14 protein-coding genes are annotated in these 15441 nt (G+C 61.3%); 8 read left to right on the top strand and 6 right to left on the bottom strand.

Annotated elements, in window-relative coordinates; translation table 11 throughout:
- Positions 1-60 precede the first annotated feature (60 nt).
- Positions 61-894: a hypothetical protein gene (locus ACVHNU_RS18815; protein ID WP_003227652.1), complete on the top strand. Its 834-nt coding sequence runs from the start codon at positions 61-63 to the stop codon at positions 892-894.
- A 234-nt stretch (positions 895-1128) separates the two neighbouring features.
- A complete protein-coding gene (locus ACVHNU_RS18810; protein ID WP_473018053.1) occupies positions 1129-1977 on the top strand; it encodes a cache domain-containing protein in 849 nt (282 codons plus the stop codon).
- Between the two features lie 126 nt (positions 1978-2103).
- On the opposite strand, the gene ACVHNU_RS18805 is transcribed toward ACVHNU_RS18810, so the two are convergent.
- Positions 2104-3621 (bottom strand): MDR family MFS transporter, encoded by a 1518-nt coding sequence (locus ACVHNU_RS18805; protein ID WP_226499496.1) that lies wholly within the window; start codon positions 3619-3621, stop codon positions 2104-2106.
- 79 nt (positions 3622-3700) lie between these two features.
- Positions 3701-4894: a 4-hydroxybenzoate 3-monooxygenase gene (gene pobA / locus ACVHNU_RS18800; RefSeq protein ID WP_473018052.1), complete on the bottom strand. Its 1194-nt coding sequence runs from the start codon at positions 4892-4894 to the stop codon at positions 3701-3703.
- Between the two features lie 177 nt (positions 4895-5071).
- Here pobA and ACVHNU_RS18795 point away from each other — a divergent pair, with 177 nt between their 5' ends.
- Positions 5072-5956, top strand: a complete 885-nt coding sequence (locus ACVHNU_RS18795) for a helix-turn-helix domain-containing protein (protein WP_103486318.1) — start codon at positions 5072-5074, stop codon at positions 5954-5956.
- 136 nt (positions 5957-6092) lie between these two features.
- On the opposite strand, the gene ACVHNU_RS18790 is transcribed toward ACVHNU_RS18795, so the two are convergent.
- Both ACVHNU_RS18790 and ACVHNU_RS18785 read right to left on the bottom strand, forming a co-directional pair.
- The gene (locus ACVHNU_RS18790) at positions 6093-6269 is read right to left on the bottom strand and encodes a hypothetical protein (protein ID WP_003227641.1); all 177 of its coding nucleotides are present in this window, start codon (positions 6267-6269) and stop codon (positions 6093-6095) included.
- Between the two features lie 218 nt (positions 6270-6487).
- On the bottom strand, positions 6488-7393 hold the full coding sequence (locus ACVHNU_RS18785; protein WP_207199012.1) for a LysR family transcriptional regulator: 906 nt from the start codon (positions 7391-7393) through the stop codon (positions 6488-6490).
- Positions 7394-7507: 114 nt separating this feature from the next.
- On the opposite strand from ACVHNU_RS18785, the gene ACVHNU_RS18780 reads away from it, so the two are divergent.
- Both ACVHNU_RS18780 and ACVHNU_RS18775 read left to right on the top strand, forming a co-directional pair.
- A complete protein-coding gene (locus ACVHNU_RS18780) occupies positions 7508-8386 on the top strand; it encodes an MBL fold metallo-hydrolase (RefSeq protein ID WP_473018051.1) in 879 nt (292 codons plus the stop codon).
- Positions 8387-8606: 220 nt separating this feature from the next.
- A complete protein-coding gene (locus ACVHNU_RS18775) occupies positions 8607-9221 on the top strand; it encodes an NAD(P)-dependent oxidoreductase (protein WP_003227638.1) in 615 nt (204 codons plus the stop codon).
- 123 nt (positions 9222-9344) lie between these two features.
- Here ACVHNU_RS18775 and ACVHNU_RS18770 read toward each other — a convergent pair whose 3' ends face one another.
- Positions 9345-10226 (bottom strand): LysR substrate-binding domain-containing protein, encoded by an 882-nt coding sequence (locus tag ACVHNU_RS18770; RefSeq protein ID WP_103486315.1) that lies wholly within the window; start codon positions 10224-10226, stop codon positions 9345-9347.
- Between the two features lie 228 nt (positions 10227-10454).
- Here ACVHNU_RS18770 and ACVHNU_RS18765 point away from each other — a divergent pair, with 228 nt between their 5' ends.
- Both ACVHNU_RS18765 and ACVHNU_RS18760 read left to right on the top strand, forming a co-directional pair.
- Complete coding sequence (locus ACVHNU_RS18765) at positions 10455-12092, top strand: 5-guanidino-2-oxopentanoate decarboxylase (RefSeq protein ID WP_103486314.1); 1638 nt, start codon at positions 10455-10457, stop codon at positions 12090-12092.
- Positions 12092-13540: an aldehyde dehydrogenase family protein gene (locus ACVHNU_RS18760; RefSeq protein ID WP_473020086.1), complete on the top strand. Its 1449-nt coding sequence runs from the start codon at positions 12092-12094 to the stop codon at positions 13538-13540. The genes ACVHNU_RS18765 and ACVHNU_RS18760 overlap by 1 nt, the downstream gene beginning before the upstream one ends.
- A 162-nt stretch (positions 13541-13702) precedes the next feature.
- Here the strand turns inward: ACVHNU_RS18760 and ACVHNU_RS18755 are convergent, their stop codons facing one another.
- A complete protein-coding gene (locus ACVHNU_RS18755) occupies positions 13703-14632 on the bottom strand; it encodes an AraC family transcriptional regulator (RefSeq protein WP_003227633.1) in 930 nt (309 codons plus the stop codon).
- Positions 14633-15062: 430 nt separating this feature from the next.
- On the opposite strand from ACVHNU_RS18755, the gene ACVHNU_RS18750 reads away from it, so the two are divergent.
- Entirely contained in the window at positions 15063-15416 is a 354-nt protein-coding gene (locus ACVHNU_RS18750) for an antibiotic biosynthesis monooxygenase family protein (RefSeq protein WP_003227631.1), read from the top strand.
- The last annotated feature ends 25 nt before the right edge of the window (positions 15417-15441 follow it).

Here is a 15441-nt window from a genome sequence, read left to right as displayed (position 1 = left end):
GCTGCGGCGGTTATACTTCGCAGCATTCAGCCATCACCGCGTTCCACAAAGGTTGCCTCAATGTCCATGCGTAACGATGCCAACGACGATTTCGACGATGTACCGAGCCTGCGGGCCGACACCTTTGACGACGATGACATTCCGCCGACCGCCCGCACTTCCGTGCATTCGCGCACGCCGCCGGTAGTCAAGGTCAAGGCCGCGAGCACCGGGCCGTTGTGGGCGCTGGTTGGCGCGCTGTTCTTTGCTTTCATCGGTCTGGCCTGGTGGAGCTTCCAGCAGATTTCGCTGATGGAGCAGCAACTGGTGGCCACCCAGGAAAGCTTTGCGCGCATCAGCGAGGAAGCGGCGGGGCGCCTGCAGGATATTTCCGGCAAGGTCGTCGCCAGCCAGAGCAACGTCAACAGCGACAGCGAAGCCTTGAAGCAGCAGATCAAACAGCTGGAAACCCAGTTGCTGGATCAAAGTAAACAGCAGCAAGGCGTGGTCGGTCAGACCAGCGATCTGGACAAGCGTCTGGCGCAGATGACCGCGCAGACCACCGAACAACAGAACGCCAATACCCAGTTGCAGGCTCAGGTCAAAGCCCTGAGTGCGGAACTGGCAACCCTGAAAAGCGCCCCGGTCGACACCGGCAAGTTCGATGCGCAGCTCAAGAGCCTGAGTGCCGACATTGCCGCGCTGAAGAAGCAAGGCAACCCGAGCGCGGCGATCGAGCGTCTGGAGCAGGAAATCATCGTCCTCAAGAGTGAACAGGACAACCGCCCGGCCGCTGCGCAGGGTGGCGGCAATACCGCCGAGTTCGACGCATTCCGCGGCCAGATGACCCGCAACATCAACACCCTGCAGGCGCAGATCCAGAACCTGCAGCAGCAGATCAATGCCCGGCCATAGGGCCGGAGTCAGGAACCTTTGTGGCGAGGGAGCTTGCTCCCGCTGGAGTGCGAAGCGCTCCCCTGCTTTCGTTCAGGTAGAGCGCATTTGCAGGTTTTGCGACTGCTTCGCAGCCGAGCGGGAGCAAGCTCCCTCGCCACAGGGGATACCGCAACTTCTGGATTCATCTTCGACCGCCTTCCTACCCCAAGCCGTCTACGCTCTTGAAACACCAACAAGAACGAGGGATGCGTTATGGGTTTTTTGCATAAAGTGGCGTGGCTCGGTGTGATGCTTTTGGTGGGGGTAGCGCAGGTCAACGCTGCCACCGCGCAAAAGGATGACAGCAAGGCCGCCATTGCGCTGCTGGAAAAGGCCCTGGCCTATTACCACGACAATGGCGACAAGGCCTTCGCCGCGTTCAGCCGTCAGGGCGAGTTCGTCGACAAGGATCGCTACGTGTTCGTGGTCGATACCAAAGGCGTGATGCTCGCCAGTGGTGGCCCATCCTCAGCCTTGATCGGCCGTGACGTCAGCGAGGTGCTTGCGCCGGATTTGCAGAAAGCCTTCAAGGACGCCTTGCTGGTGCCGGAAGGCAACGGCATTCAACAGGCCGAATACCGCTGGCAGAACTGGGCGGACGGCAAGGTCGAGCGCAAACATGTGTATTACCAGCGCATCGGTCAGCGCATTCTGGCGGTCGGTTATTACCTGCCGCGTGCTTCAGCCGAGCAGGCCAAGGCACTCCTCGACAAGGCTGCAACCGATCTGGGGAAAAACGAGAAGGGCACCCTGACGGCCATCAACTCGCTCAAGGGCGGTTATCTGCAGGATGACTTGTATGTGTTCGTCGTTGATTTGAACACTCAACGCTACGTTGCCCACGGCACTAACCTGCGCCTGATCAATACCGATTTCAGCAAGATCAACGACCCGGAAGGCAAACCGGTGGGCGAGCCGATTCTGGCGCTGATCGCCAAGCAGGATGACGGCGAATACGAATACCGCTGGAAAAACCCGGTGACCGGCAAGGTCGAGGACAAGCATGCCTACCTGAAGAAGGTCGGGCATTTTCTGGTGGCGGTGGGTTACTACAGCCCCTGAAAATACCTTTGCCCCCCTGTGGGAGCGAGCCTGCTCGCGAAGGCATAGTGTCAGCTGACATCACAGTTGAATGACACACCGCTTTCGCGAGCAGGCTCGCTCCCACAGGTTTCATGGCATCTGTGCCTATTTGGCGCCGTGCTCCCGCCCGCGCAGCAACTTGTTCGGCATCGCAATTGCCGCCGCCAGACCCAGCAGCGATACCGCCGTACTCACCCACAGCAAATGCCGGAACGTCACCGAAAGCTCGGCGCGCAGGGCGTTCTGTGCATCACCCGGGGCGGCGTTCAAACCGTCGAGCAGCACATTACCCGAATGCCCCTCGCTGATCAGCGCGTTGCTCGCCAGATGGGCAAAACTCGAGTCCTGCAAAAAGGCCAGCAACAGCGCCGACATCAACGCCACACCCACCGCGCCGCCCAGCGAGCGGAACAGGTTGGTGGTGCTGGTGGCGACGCCGATGTCGCGCTGATCCACCGAGTTCTGCGTGCCGACCAGTGAGGTCGGGAACTGCATGCCGCCGGCAATCCCGCTGAGCAGCATGAACAGGCTGCTGACCAGCGTCGCGTCCGGTGGGCTGAACGCCATGCCGAGAATCGAGATCGGCATCAGCAGCGCGCCAGTCAGAATCTGTGGTTTGTAACGACCGGTGACCGAGGTGCGGCGTCCGGCGAAATAAGCGCCAATCGGCAGCCCCATCGCCAGCGGCAGCAAGTGCAACGCCGCCGCATCGGCCCCGGCGCCGGTGACGCTCTGGAAGCGCAGCGGCATCAGCACGATCAGCGAGATCGCCTGGAAACTGGTGAAGAAAATCGTGCACCAGCACAGCAACGCATTGCGGTTGGTGAACAGGTGCATCGGCAGCAGCGGCTCCCGCGCCCGGCGTTCATGCCAGACGAACACCGCCAGTACCAGCACTGCACAGGCAAACAAGCCGAGCACTTCGCTGCTGCGCCACGAATGGCCCTGACCGACCTGAGTGATGCCCAGCAGCAGGGCGGTCAAACCGATGATCATCAGCAGCGTGCCGAGGTAGTCGATGATCGGCTTGCGTTGCGGAATCGGCAGCCCGCGCAGGTTGCGATTGGCAACCCACCAGGCGCCAAGCCCCAGCGGCAGGTTGATCAGGAACACCCAGCGCCACGACAGGTATTCGGTCATGTAGCCGCCGAGCACCGGCCCGGCGACGCTGGCGACCGCGTACATGCTGCTGAAGTAACCCTGATAACGCCCGCGTTCGCGGGGCGGGACGATGTCGCCGATGATCGCCTGACTCACCGAAATCATCCCGCCGGCGCCGATGCCCTGAAGAATCCGCGCCAGTACCAGTTGTTCCATGCTTTGCGCCATGCCGCAGAACAGCGAGGCGAGGGTGAACAGGCCCATGCCGAACAGCATCAGTTTGCGCCGCCCGTACAGGTCGCCGAGCTTGCCGTAGATCGGCACAGCCACAGTCATCGCCACCATGTACCCGGAAATTACCCAGGCCAGCAGGCTGACATCCTTGAATTGTGCGGAGATGGCGGGCATCGAGACGGCGACGATGGTCTGATCCAGCGCGCCGAGAAAGATCGCCAGCATCAGCGCGACCAGCACGCTGCGAATGGCCGGTTTGGGTGTTTCAGGCTGGTGAAGATTGGTCACGGGCGAAACCTGCGGGCAGTGAGAGTCCCGCGGATCGTCAGGCGAGCGGGAATGCTCGCCAGTGTAAGTCGGTAGGAAGCTATTCGATAGCCTCATAAGGAAGTCCGACGTAATTTTCTGCAATGGTTTTTCGACCCGCCTCTGAACTGACAAAGTAGTCCAGTTCCGAGGCGCTGATGCGCTGACTGAAATCATCGTGTTCGTCGAAGCGATGCAGCATCGAGGTCATCCACCAGGAAAACCGTTCGGCTTTCCATACCCGGCGCAGGCAGATTTCCGAGTATTTCTCCAACAAGTCCGTGCGTCCTTCGCGGTAAACCTTCAGCAGGATATTGAACAAAGTGCTGACGTCACTGGCCGCCAGATTCAGGCCCTTGGCGCCAGTGGGCGGGACGATATGCGCGGCATCGCCAAGCAGAAACATCCGCCCGTACTGCATCGGCTCGACGACAAAACTGCGCAGCGGGGCGATGCTTTTTTCAATCGACGGGCCGGTCACCAGTTTTTCGGCAAGCGCCGTGGGCAAGCGGCTTTTGAGTTCATCCCAAAAGCGCTGATCGGACCAGGCGGCGACATTTTCCTCGGCCGGCACTTGCAGGTAGTAACGGGTGCGGGTGGCCGAGCGCATGCTGCACAGGGCGAAGCCGCGTTCGTGACGGGCGTACACCAGCTCATCGTGCACCGGCGGCGTGTCGGCGAGAATCCCCAGCCAGCCGAACGGATAGACCCGCTCGAAAACCTTCAGGCAGTCTTCGGGAATCGACTGCCGGGCCACGCCGTGAAAACCATCGCAACCGGCGATGTAATCGCAGTCGACGCGCCAGGTTTCACCGTCCTTTTCGAAAGTGACAAAGGCCTCGTCGCTTTTCATGCCGTGAGGAACGACATCGCTCACTTCATAAAACGACAGCGCCCCGGCCTCCCGACGAGCGGCCATCAGGTCGCGAGTGACTTCGGTCTGGCCGTAAACCATCACGGTTTTTCCGCCGGTCAAACCCTGCAGATCGATGTGTGCCAGACGTCCATCCAATGCCAGATCGAAGCCGGTGTGCACCAACCCTTCGGCATCCATGCGCGCACCCACGCCGGCCTGACGCAACAGCTCTACCATGCCTTGTTCAAGCACCCCGGCGCGAATTCGTCCGAGCACATAATCGGGTGTCTGGCGTTCGACAATCAGGGTGTCGATTCCAGCGTTGTGCAACAACTGACCGAGGAGCAATCCGGACGGACCGGCGCCGATGATGGCGACTTGGGTTTTCAGCGTTTTCATTGTTTTTATGACTCGCAAGCTTCACGCGACGGGAGCCGGTGAATGATTTTTATGGATCGAGTGCTTGCATTTTTCCCTTGCGGGTCTGTCAATTGAAGGTGAAAACTGAGCCGATACCTGTACATTCTGCCAATCGGTGCGATTATCGCCCGCAACCTCGAGGCCTGGATTGAAGTGATGAACAAGCCTGACCTGCCTTCGATTCCGGTGTTCAAGCTCTACGGTGAAAGCCTGGACTGGCCGACCCCTGACTTGCTGCACTGTGAAACCATTTCCAAACGCAGCCGCGAACATCAATGGGAAATCAAACCCCACCGCCACGCCGATTTGTGCCAGTTGCTCTTCGTCTTCAAAGGTCAGGCAGAGCTTGAAATCGAAGGTCAACGCACGCAGCTCAACGAACCCGCCATTCAAGTCCTGCCACCGTTGTCGGTGCATGGCTTCCGCTTTTCCGAGGACGTCGAAGGATTCGTCGTCACCCTCGCCAATCCGTTGATCAATCACTTGCAGGCGCAACTGGGCAATTCGGTGCACGCACTGGCCCAGGCCGAGCACTATCCGGCGGGCAAGGATGCGGAGTACCTGAACAGTCTGTTTTCAGCGTTGCAGGCCGAGTACAACGGCCATCAGCCAGCGCGGGAAATGCTCATGCATTCGCTGGTGAGCGTGATCATGGTCTGGGTCAGCCGACAGGCGATCGTGCGCCATAACGCCAGCCAGCGACCGCAACGCCAGCGCGAATACCTCAACGGGTTTATTCAATTGGTGGAGGAGACTTACCGCCAGCATGTGAAGGTCGAAGACCTCGCCCATCGCCTGGGGATATCGGTGTCGCACCTCAACGGCACCTGCCGGGAACTGGCAGGGCAGCCGGCGCTGCAGATCATGCACGAACGCCAGTTGCTGGAAGCCAAACGTTTGCTGACCTACACCAGCATGACCATTTACGAGATGTCGGAGTTGTTGGGGTTTTCCGATCCGACCAACTTCACGCGCCTGTTCCGGCGCCGGGTGGGGATATCACCAAAGGCCTTCCGCGACCGGCTGAAGGCCGAGCAGTGATCTTGTAGACGCTGCGGTCTCCTGTGGGAGGGGGCTTGCTCCCGAAAGCGGTCTATCAGTTTGCATCAATGCTGAATGACACACCGCATTCGGGAGCAAGCCCCCTCCCACAGGATCGCACTGCAACTCAGGTCAATCAGCGCAACGCATTAAGCGTCGCGTTATGCGGAATGCAGCGCTCGAAATTGCAACTCGCGAACTCGCGGGGCAGTTGTCGCAGTTGCTCGACCCGCCAGGCCGCGGTGCCGTACAGCGCCAGCGTGGCGGCGCAGGTGATGAAAATCGCGAAGTACCTTCTTGTTCTGATGTTCATGGCGTTGACCTCTGAACGCATACCCTGCGGTATTACTTTCAGCATAGGTCAGCGGTACAGAGTTGCCAGCCACGGCTCCCGCGTAGGTGACATACCTTCAGCACACGGATGACACCTGTGGGAGCGGGCTTGCTCGCGAAGGCGGTGTGTCAGTCTGGATTGCCCTCGACTGACACGACGCATTCGCGAGCAAGCCCGCTCCCACAGGAATACCGGATTTACAGGCCAATATCCCATTTTGGATTTTCCGGGAATCGTTCGACGAGAAAATCCAGCATGCTGCGCAGCGCCGCCGGCATGTGTTTGCGTGACGCATACACCGCGTAGATGTTCATCTGCCGTGGCTCGGCATCGGGCAGCAAACGCACCAGTTCACCGGCATGCACGTGAACCCCGGCCTGATAGGTCGGCAGCATCGCCACCCCCGCGCCGGCCAGCGTCGCGCGCAACAGGGTGCTGGCCTCATTGGCGCTGATGTTGCCCTGTACCGGCACCGACACCGGTTCGCCGTCCTCCTCGAAATGCCACAGGCTTTTGCCGAAATACGAGTGCGTGAGGCAATTGTGTCGGCTCAGGTCCTCGACCCGCTGCGGCGGCGGATTGTCGCGCAAATAAGCCGGTGCGGCGCAGACCACCGAGCGGCACACGGTCAGGCGTCGGGCGATCAGGTTCGGGTCCAGGTCATTGCTGGTGCGGATCGCCAGGTCGATGCGCTCATCCACCAGATTCACCGTGCGGTCGAGCATCTGCAGATCGATGCTGACCCCGGGGTAACGCTTGACGTACGCCGCCATCGCATCGGCCAGTTGCGCCTGGCCGAACGAGGTGCTGACGCTGATACGCAGCAATCCTCGCGGTGCATCGTGCGGTTCACTGACTGCTGCCTGCATATCCGTCGAAAGTTCGAGCATCTGCCGACAGCGCGGCAGGATTTCACTGCCGGCGGCGGTCAGGCTCAACTTGCGCGTGGTGCGGTGCATCAGACGCGCGCCGACCCAGTCTTCCAGCTCCGCCAGATAACGCGACACCACCGGCCGTGACAGGTCCAGATGATCGGCGGCCGCCGACTGACTGCCCAGATCCACCACCGTGACAAACACCCGCATTGCTTGAAGACGATCCATGATTTGCCCGCTTTCAGAAACAAACTATGTCCAAGCATCGCATTTTTTGTACCGAGTCAGGCAACTAAGCTCTGTCCCATCGCCAACCACGGCATTCGGACCACGGAGCAACAGATGATCGGCTTCACTACCCTCAAGCGCGTTTTGCTGGCCACCGCCACCCTCGGTTTCGCGGCCCACGCCGCTGCCGCCAACCTGACCCTGGATGTCTACAACCCGGGCACCAACGCGATTTTTCCGGTGACTTCGGTGCTGGTCAGCGGCGAGAAAGACGCGATCCTGGTCGACGCGCAATTCGGCAAGGCCCAGGCCGAGCAGGTGGTGGAAAAGATTCGCGCCAGCGGCAAGCACTTGACCACCATCTACATCAGCCACGGTGACCCGGATTACTACTTCGGCCTCTACACCCTGACTCAGGCTTTCCCCGACGCCACCGTGCTGGCCTCGCAGCCGACCGTCGATCACATCAAAGAGACCGTCGACGGCAAACTCGCCTTCTGGGGCCCGAAAATGGGCGCTGATGTGCCGGCCAAAACCATCGTGCCGGGCGTGCTCAAGGGCGACAGCCTGATGCTCGAAGGGCAGAAGTTGCAGGTGGTGGGACTTGAAGGCAAACAACCGGATCGCAGCTTCGTGTGGATTCCGTCGCTCAAGGCTGTGGTCGGTGGCGTCGTGGTCGCCGAGAACATTCATGTGTGGATGGCCGACACCCAGACCGCGCAATCCCACGCCGACTGGCTGCAAACCCTGCACTCGATCGAAACCCTGAAGCCGAAAACCGTGGTGCCGGGTCACTATCTGGGCGAGAGCAGCCGCTCGCTGTCCAGCGTGAAATTCACCGCCGACTACATTAAGGCTTTCGACGAAGAAACCGCCAAGGCCAAGGATTCCGCCGCACTGATCAAGGCCATGCAAAAACGCTACCCGAAACTCGGCGAAGAAAGCTCGCTGGAGCTGAGCGCCAAAGTCGCCAAGGGCGAGATGAAGTGGTAACCCGATTGATCTGAAACAGAGGTCGAGAGGACTTTTGTGGCGAGGGAGCTTGCTCCCGCCCGCCTGCGCAGCAGGCGTAAAACCTGCCAATGCGTTGTATCTGAAACGGGCGGGGAGTGCTTCGCCCTCCAGCGGGAGCAAGCTCCCTCACCACAGGGAATACCGCTTCAAGATTAGATTTATGCCGTCGTTGAAACTCTCAAGCCAACTGGAGAATGTCATGAGCAAGATCGCAATCATTGGTGCCACCGGCCGTGCCGGTAGCCAACTGCTGGAAGAAGCCCTGCGTCGCGGCCATAGCGTCACCGCCATCGCCCGCGATACCTCGAAGATCGGTAACCGTGCCGGTGTGGTCAGCAAGAATGTCGATGTGCTGGATTCGGCGGCGCTGCAAGCCGCCGTCGCCGGTCACGACGTGGTGATCAGCGCCGCGCATTTCGCCACCGTACCGGCCAGTGCCGTGGTCGGCCCGGTGAAGCAGGCGGGCGTGAAGCGTCTGCTGGTGGTCGGGGGGGCCGGTTCGCTGTTGCTGCCGGACGACACCCGAGTGATCGACAGCGCGGGTTTCCCCGCCGAATACAAAACCGAGGCCAGTGCGGGCGCAGCGTTTCTCGATGCCTTGCGTCAGGAGCAGGATCTGGACTGGACCTTCCTCTCGCCATCGGCAGAGTTTGTCGAAGGTGAGCGCACCGGCACCTTCCGCGTCGGCAAGGATCACTTGCTGGTGAGTGCCGAAGGTCGTAGCTGGATCACCTTCGCCGATTACGCGATCGCGCTGATCGACGAAGTGGAAACGCCGAAGCATTCGCGTCAGCGGTTTACGGTCGGCTACTAAGCAACGACGCGGAACAAATGTGGGAGCGGGCTTGCTCGCGAAGGCGGTGTGTCAGCGACATTTGAAGTGACTGACACTCCGCCTTCGCGAGCAAGCCCGCTCCCACAGGGGTATTAGTTTGTTTCAGCGGGTATGCGCCTGTTCCACCAGCCAGATCATCAACTCCTCCAACTGCGGCGATGCTTCCCCACCCTGCGGCATCACCACGTAGTACCCCAACCCCGTCTTCACCTTCAACTCAAACGGCATCACCAGCCGCCCGGCGCGCAGGTCATCGCCGATCAGCGACCAGTCGCCAATCGCCACACCCGTCCCGTGGGAGGCCATCGACATCGCCTGATCCAGCGTCTCGAAATGCTGCCCCGTGTCGACATTGCTCAATTGCAACCCGGCGGCTGTCAGCCATACGGTCCAGTCCTGGATATCGTGGGTGGGATGCAGCAGCAGATGCTGTTGCAGATCGGCCGGTTCGCTCAGCGCCGGTGGGCCCTTCAATAGCGCTGGCGAACAGACTGGCGTCAGTTGTTCATCGAACAGATGCAGGGCGGTCGACGAATTGTCCGGTGGCGTGCCGTAGATCACCGCGGCATCGAATGGCTCACGCTGAAAGTCCACGCCGTGGGCCAGTGTGGTGGTCAGTTTGACCGGCACATCCGGGCGTTCCTTTTGCCACTGCAGCAGGCGCGGCACCAGCCAGCGCATCACGCAGCTCGGCGCCTTGAGTTGCAGGGTTTGCCGCTTGAGACCGATCTGCTCGGTCGCTTCGCTGATCAGGCCAAAGATCTTCTCCACCCGTGGCAGCCACTCACGTCCTTCAGCGGTCAGCTCAAGGCCTCGGGCCAGGCGAATGAACAACTCATAACCGAGATGATCCTCCAGCCCGGCGATCTGCCGGCTCACCGCGCCCTGGGTGATGTGCAACTGCTCGGCCGCCCGGGTGAAGTTGCAGCACTGCGCGGTGATCAGAAACGTGTGCAGGGCGGGCAGGGGAGGCAGTCGTTTCATGGGGATCCGAGGTATGACGTGAGGACATGGCTAGTATGACTTTTAATCGATTGTTGCCGCTACTCGCCGCCCGTTCAATGAGCCCATTCCACCCGGATCGATGTGGGAGCGAGCTTGCTCGCGAATACGGTTTTCTATTCAGCATCAATGTGGCTGATACACCGCTTTCGCGAGCAAGCTCGCTCCCACACTGGCACGGCGTATTGAACAACAAGAAGGGCAATCGGCATGGCGACGTGTGGCGAAGTACTGGTCAAGTTACTCGAAGGTTACGGGGTCGAGCAGGTGTTCGGCATTCCCGGGGTGCACACCGTTGAGCTGTATCGCGGGCTGGCCCGTTCGCGCATCAACCACGTCACTCCACGGCATGAACAGGGTGCCGGTTTCATGGCCGACGGCTACGCGCGCACCAGCGGCAAACCGGGTGTGTGCTTCATCATCACCGGCCCGGGCATGACCAACATCACCACCGCGATGGGCCAGGCCTACGCCGACTCGATCCCGATGCTGGTGATCTCCAGCGTGCAGACCCGCAGCCAGTTGGGCGGCGGTCGTGGCAAGCTTCACGAGTTGCCGAACCAGAGCGCGCTGGTCGGCGGTGTCGCTGCGTTCTCTCACACCCTGATGTCGGCGGCGGAATTGCCCGGCGTGCTGGCCCGTGCTTTCGCACTGTTTCAGGCCGGGCGTCCGCGTCCGGTGCACATCGAGATTCCGCTGGACGTGCTGGTCGAAGAGGCCGATGAATTGCTCGGCAGTGTTCCGGTGAACATCGATCGTGCCGGTGCAGCACCGAGTGCCGTCAGCCGCATGACTGAACTGCTGGCCAACGCCAGGCGTCCGCTGATTCTCGCTGGCGGCGGTGCCATCGACGCCGCACCCGAGCTGACCCGACTGGCCGAGCGCCTCGATGCCCCCGTAGCACTGACCATCAACGCCAAAGGCATGTTGCCGTCGAACCACCCGCTGCTGATCGGCTCGACGCAAACGCTGGTCGCGACCCGTGCACTGGTGGCCGATGCCGACGTGGTGCTGGCGATCGGCACCGAGCTGGCGGAGACCGATTACGACGTCACCTTCGCCGGTGGTTTCGAGATCCCCGGCAAGTTGCTGCGCATCGACATCGACGCCGATCAGACCGTGCGCAACTATCCGCCGCACGTGGCGTTGGTCGCCGATTCGCGCAACGCCGCGCAAGCGCTGCTCAGTGCGCTGGCACAGCAAAAACTCGCCGAACGCAGCAGCGATTGGGGTCAGGTTCGCGCCGCACAACTGCGCACTGAACTGGCCGCAAGCTGGGATGCGCCGACCCTGGCCCAGACCCTCTTTCTCGACACTGTGCTTGATGAACTGCCGGATGCGGTGTTCGTCGGCGATTCCACGCAACCGGTGTACACCGGCAACCTCACGTTCAACCCGGATCACCCGCGCCGCTGGTTCAATTCGTCGACCGGTTACGGCACCCTCGGTTACGCCTTGCCGGCGGCGATCGGCGCATGGCTCGGCGGCCGCATCAAGGGCGGCGCGCGCCCGCCAGTGGTGTGCCTGATCGGCGATGGCGGCTTGCAGTTCACCCTGCCGGAACTGGCCAGTGCGGTTGAAGCGCGCACGCCGGTGATCGTCCTGTTGTGGAATAACCAGGGCTACGAAGAGATCAAGAAGTACATGGTCAACCGTGCCATCGAGCCAGTTGGCGTCGATATCTACACCCCGGATTTCATCGGCGTCGCCAAGGCCCTGGGCTGCGCCGCCGAAGCGATCAGCTCGGTTGAACAGCTGCGTGGTGCGCTGCGTGCCGCCACTGATCGTCAGGGCCCGACCCTGATTGAAATCGACCAGACTCAATGGATGCAGGCGGTGGCCAAATGATCAATTTCCCAACCACACTCGATGGCCTGTACATCAACGGCCAATGGTCCGCCGGTCGCGAGCATCTGCGGGTGATCAACCCGGCCACCGAAGCGCTGCTGACCACGGTCAATGGCGGCGATGAACGCGCGGTTGATCTGGCCGTCAGCGCAGCCACTGAAGCGTTCAAGAGCTGGTCGAAAACCAGCGGTGCCGAGCGCGGCGCGATCCTGCGCAACATCGCTAATGGCGTGCGCAACGGTCGCGATCACCTGATGCAGCTGCAGTCGAGCAATAACGGCAAACCGCAGTTCGAAGCGTCCATCGACGTCGATGATGTGATCGCCACGTTCGAGTATTACGCCGAACTCGCCGAAGGTCTCGATGCGCACCAGGACAACAACGTGGCGCTGCCCAGCGACGACTTCAGTGCGCGTCTGCGGCGTGAGCCGTGTGGTGTGGTCGGGCTGATCGTGCCGTGGAATTTCCCGATGGTCACCACCGCGTGGAAACTCGCGCCGGCGCTGGCCGCCGGTTGCTGCGTAGTGCTGAAACCGTCGGAAGTCACGCCGCTGCCGGAGCTGGAACTGGCGGCGATCATCGCCGAATCCGGTCTGCCCCAAGGCGTGTTCAACCTGGTGTGCGGCACCGGTCTGGCGGTCGGTGCGCCGCTGTCGGCGGATCCGCGCATCGCCAAGATCTCCTTCACCGGCAGCAACGCGGTCGGCGTGCAAGTGATGCAACGCGCCGCCGAAACCGTGAAGGGCGTGAGCCTGGAACTGGGGGGCAAATCTTCGCTGCTGGTGCTGGCCGATGCCGATCTGGAACTGGCGGTGGAGCTGGCCTGTGGCGGCGGATTCTTCAACGCCGGGCAGATGTGCTCGGCCACCAGTCGGGTGTTGGTCGCCGATGAGCTGGCCGACGAATTCCTAATCCGTTTGCAGGCCCGCGCGGAAAAAGTCCGCGTGGCCGATCCGTTCGATCCTGAAGTGGAGATGGGCGCGCTGGTCAACCAAGCGCAGTACCAGCGCGTGCTCGGCCACATCGATCGCGGCTTGAGCGCCGGGGCGAAATTGATCTGCGGCGGCAATCGTCCGGCGGATCTGCCACGCGGGTATTTCCTGCAGCCGACGGTGTTCACCGAAGTGCCCCTCGACAGTGCGTTGTGGTGTGAAGAGATCTTTGGCCCGGTGCTCTGCGTGCGCAGTTTCAGCTGCGAAGCCGAGGCGATTGCCTTGGCCAACGACAGCCAGTTCGGGCTGGTCGCCAGTGTGGTGACTCGCGATGCGGCTGCGGCAGATCGGGTGGCGAACGCGTTGCAGGCCGGGCTGGTGTGGATCAATGCGCCGCAGGTGATCTTCCCGCAGACGGCGTGGGGCGGCTACAAGCAGAGCAGCATCGGCCGTGAATTGGGGCCGTGGGGCCTGGCCGCTTTTCAGGAAATCAAGCACGTGATCCGGGCGCTCTGAACGGCGTGTCGGGTCTTGGCGATCTGATCCGGATTTTTTGCTGAGCATTCCGGCCTCTTCGCGAGCAAGCTCGCTCCCACATTGGATGTGTGATCAACACTAGTCCACTGTGGGAGCGGGCTTGCTCGCGAAAGCGTCAGCCGCAGCAGAGCAGATTCCGGATCAGACCGACTGCCGCAACCGCGCCAGATCCCGCAACGGCGGCGCGCCAAACAAGCGGCTGTACTCGCGGCTGAACTGCGACGGACTTTCATACCCCACCCGATACCCCGCCGCCGACGCTTCCAGCCCTTCGGCCAGCATCAGGCGTCGCGCCTCTTGCAGGCGCAGTTGCTTCTGGTACTGCAACGGACTCATCGCCGTCATTGCCTTGAAACGGTGATGCAGGGTCGAGACGCTGAGGTTCACTTCCTTCGCCAGATCATCGATGCGCAGCGGCTGCTCGAAGTTGCCGTTGAGCCATTTGATCGCCTGGCTGATGCGGTGGCTCTGGCTATTGGCAATCGCGATTTCATACAAGCGATGACCCTGCGGACTGCGCAGCAGGCGATAGAGAATTTCCCGGCGAATCAGTGGCGCGAGCATGGCGATGTCTTTCGGCGCGTCGAGCAGGCGCGCCAGCCGCAGCACCGCGTCGAGCATCGCGCTGTCGATCTGCTCGACATACAGACCGCGTCCCGTGGGCCGGGTCGGCACACCCATCGGGCCGGCGTCGGCGATCAGTGCGGTGATTTCCGCCGGGTCGATGTCCAGGCGCACAGCGAGGATCGGCTCCTCCGGCGAGACATTCACCACCCGTCCGCTGAGCGGCATCGAGACCGAGACCACCAGGTAATTCAGCGGATCGTAATTGAAGTACTCATCCGCCAGCCGCACCTCTTTACGACCCTGAGCCATGATGCACAGCGCCGGTTGCGCGAGTACCGGGGCGAAGTCGTGGGATTGGGTGTGGCGCGACATGAACAGCGAGCCGATGGCGGTCGCGTAACTGCCATCGTCGGTGGTGTTGCGACGGATGATCGCCGCGAGTTCTGCGCGCTGTTTTTCCATGTCGGCATCGGGCGGGGCTTGGAAACGATCGAATGACGTCATGCACGGCATCCTCGGCAAGGGATCTGGAATGGGGCAGAGCATAAGTTTGTGCAAGCGCGAGCGGTAGACACATCCTGTCAAATGCTTGCCTGATTCTGCATGGGCTGGTTTTGCGCGTCGGCCATCAGCCCGCGACCGCCACCTTACCCCTTGCGGCGAATACCCCTGTAGGAGCTGCCGCAGGCTGCGATCTTTTGATTTTAAAAGCGAAAGTCAAAAGATCGCAGCCTGCGGCAGCTCCTACACAAAACGCGTATGACAGGGGTGTGACAGGGTTTTAGTGGTGGTTGCCGGACATTTGTGCAGTCTCGCAGGATTGTGCAACGCAGCGGCAGGAATCGACTAACGGCACCCTGCGACCGGCCCTTAATCTTGGATCCTGTCGCAGCCCGTCCCCCGGCTGCCACGCGACTCCCTGGGAGGGTTGAACATGTCCAAGCAGATTCCCGTCAGTCATATGGCCTTCGTTCGAGCGCGCGCCGGACGCTCCGCTGAACTGGGTGTGCGCCTCAGTGCCTTGATCGAACCGTCGCGCGCCGCCCCCGGTTGCCTGAGCTTTGCCCTGCAGCATTCGCAATGCGATCCGGAGCTGTGGCTGGTCTCCGGTTTCTGGAGCCATCAACAGGCGATGACCGCGTATTTCAACAGCCCGTCGATGCAGATCTTTGCCGAGTTGGTCCAGGACCTGGTGGTCAACAGCCTGGATTTCCACACCTTCAAAGAGGTGTCGGCGGCGCAGGCGCTCGGACAATGTCCGGCACCGATACACAAACTCGCCGGTTGAGGGTTTAATGTCCGGCTTATTCGTC

The organism is Pseudomonas sp. Ors-4-3C, from assembly GCF_055755035.1.
Note: the sequence above shows the minus strand (reverse complement) of the source record. Positions and strands in the feature narration are given on the sequence as shown.

What these genes read in the sequence shown, in the direction of transcription:
- ACVHNU_RS18770 (WP_103486315.1), bottom strand. Translation starts at nt 10,226, where the DNA reads ATGAAACGACTGCCTCCCCTGCCCGCCCTGCACACGTTTCTGATCACC.
- ACVHNU_RS18780 (WP_473018051.1), top strand. Translation starts at nt 7,508, where the DNA reads ATGATCGGCTTCACTACCCTCAAGCGCGTTTTGCTGGCCACCGCCACC.
- ACVHNU_RS18765 (WP_103486314.1), top strand. Translation starts at nt 10,455, where the DNA reads ATGGCGACGTGTGGCGAAGTACTGGTCAAGTTACTCGAAGGTTACGGG.
- ACVHNU_RS18795 (WP_103486318.1), top strand. Translation starts at nt 5,072, where the DNA reads ATGAACAAGCCTGACCTGCCTTCGATTCCGGTGTTCAAGCTCTACGGT.
- ACVHNU_RS18785 (WP_207199012.1), bottom strand. Translation starts at nt 7,393, where the DNA reads ATGGATCGTCTTCAAGCAATGCGGGTGTTTGTCACGGTGGTGGATCTG.
- ACVHNU_RS18750 (WP_003227631.1), top strand. Translation starts at nt 15,063, where the DNA reads ATGTCCAAGCAGATTCCCGTCAGTCATATGGCCTTCGTTCGAGCGCGC.
- pobA (WP_473018052.1), bottom strand. Translation starts at nt 4,894, where the DNA reads ATGAAAACGCTGAAAACCCAAGTCGCCATCATCGGCGCCGGTCCGTCC.
- ACVHNU_RS18790 (WP_003227641.1), bottom strand. Translation starts at nt 6,269, where the DNA reads ATGAACATCAGAACAAGAAGGTACTTCGCGATTTTCATCACCTGCGCC.
- ACVHNU_RS18810 (WP_473018053.1), top strand. Translation starts at nt 1,129, where the DNA reads ATGGGTTTTTTGCATAAAGTGGCGTGGCTCGGTGTGATGCTTTTGGTG.
- ACVHNU_RS18815 (WP_003227652.1), top strand. Translation starts at nt 61, where the DNA reads ATGTCCATGCGTAACGATGCCAACGACGATTTCGACGATGTACCGAGC.
- ACVHNU_RS18755 (WP_003227633.1), bottom strand. Translation starts at nt 14,632, where the DNA reads ATGACGTCATTCGATCGTTTCCAAGCCCCGCCCGATGCCGACATGGAA.
- ACVHNU_RS18775 (WP_003227638.1), top strand. Translation starts at nt 8,607, where the DNA reads ATGAGCAAGATCGCAATCATTGGTGCCACCGGCCGTGCCGGTAGCCAA.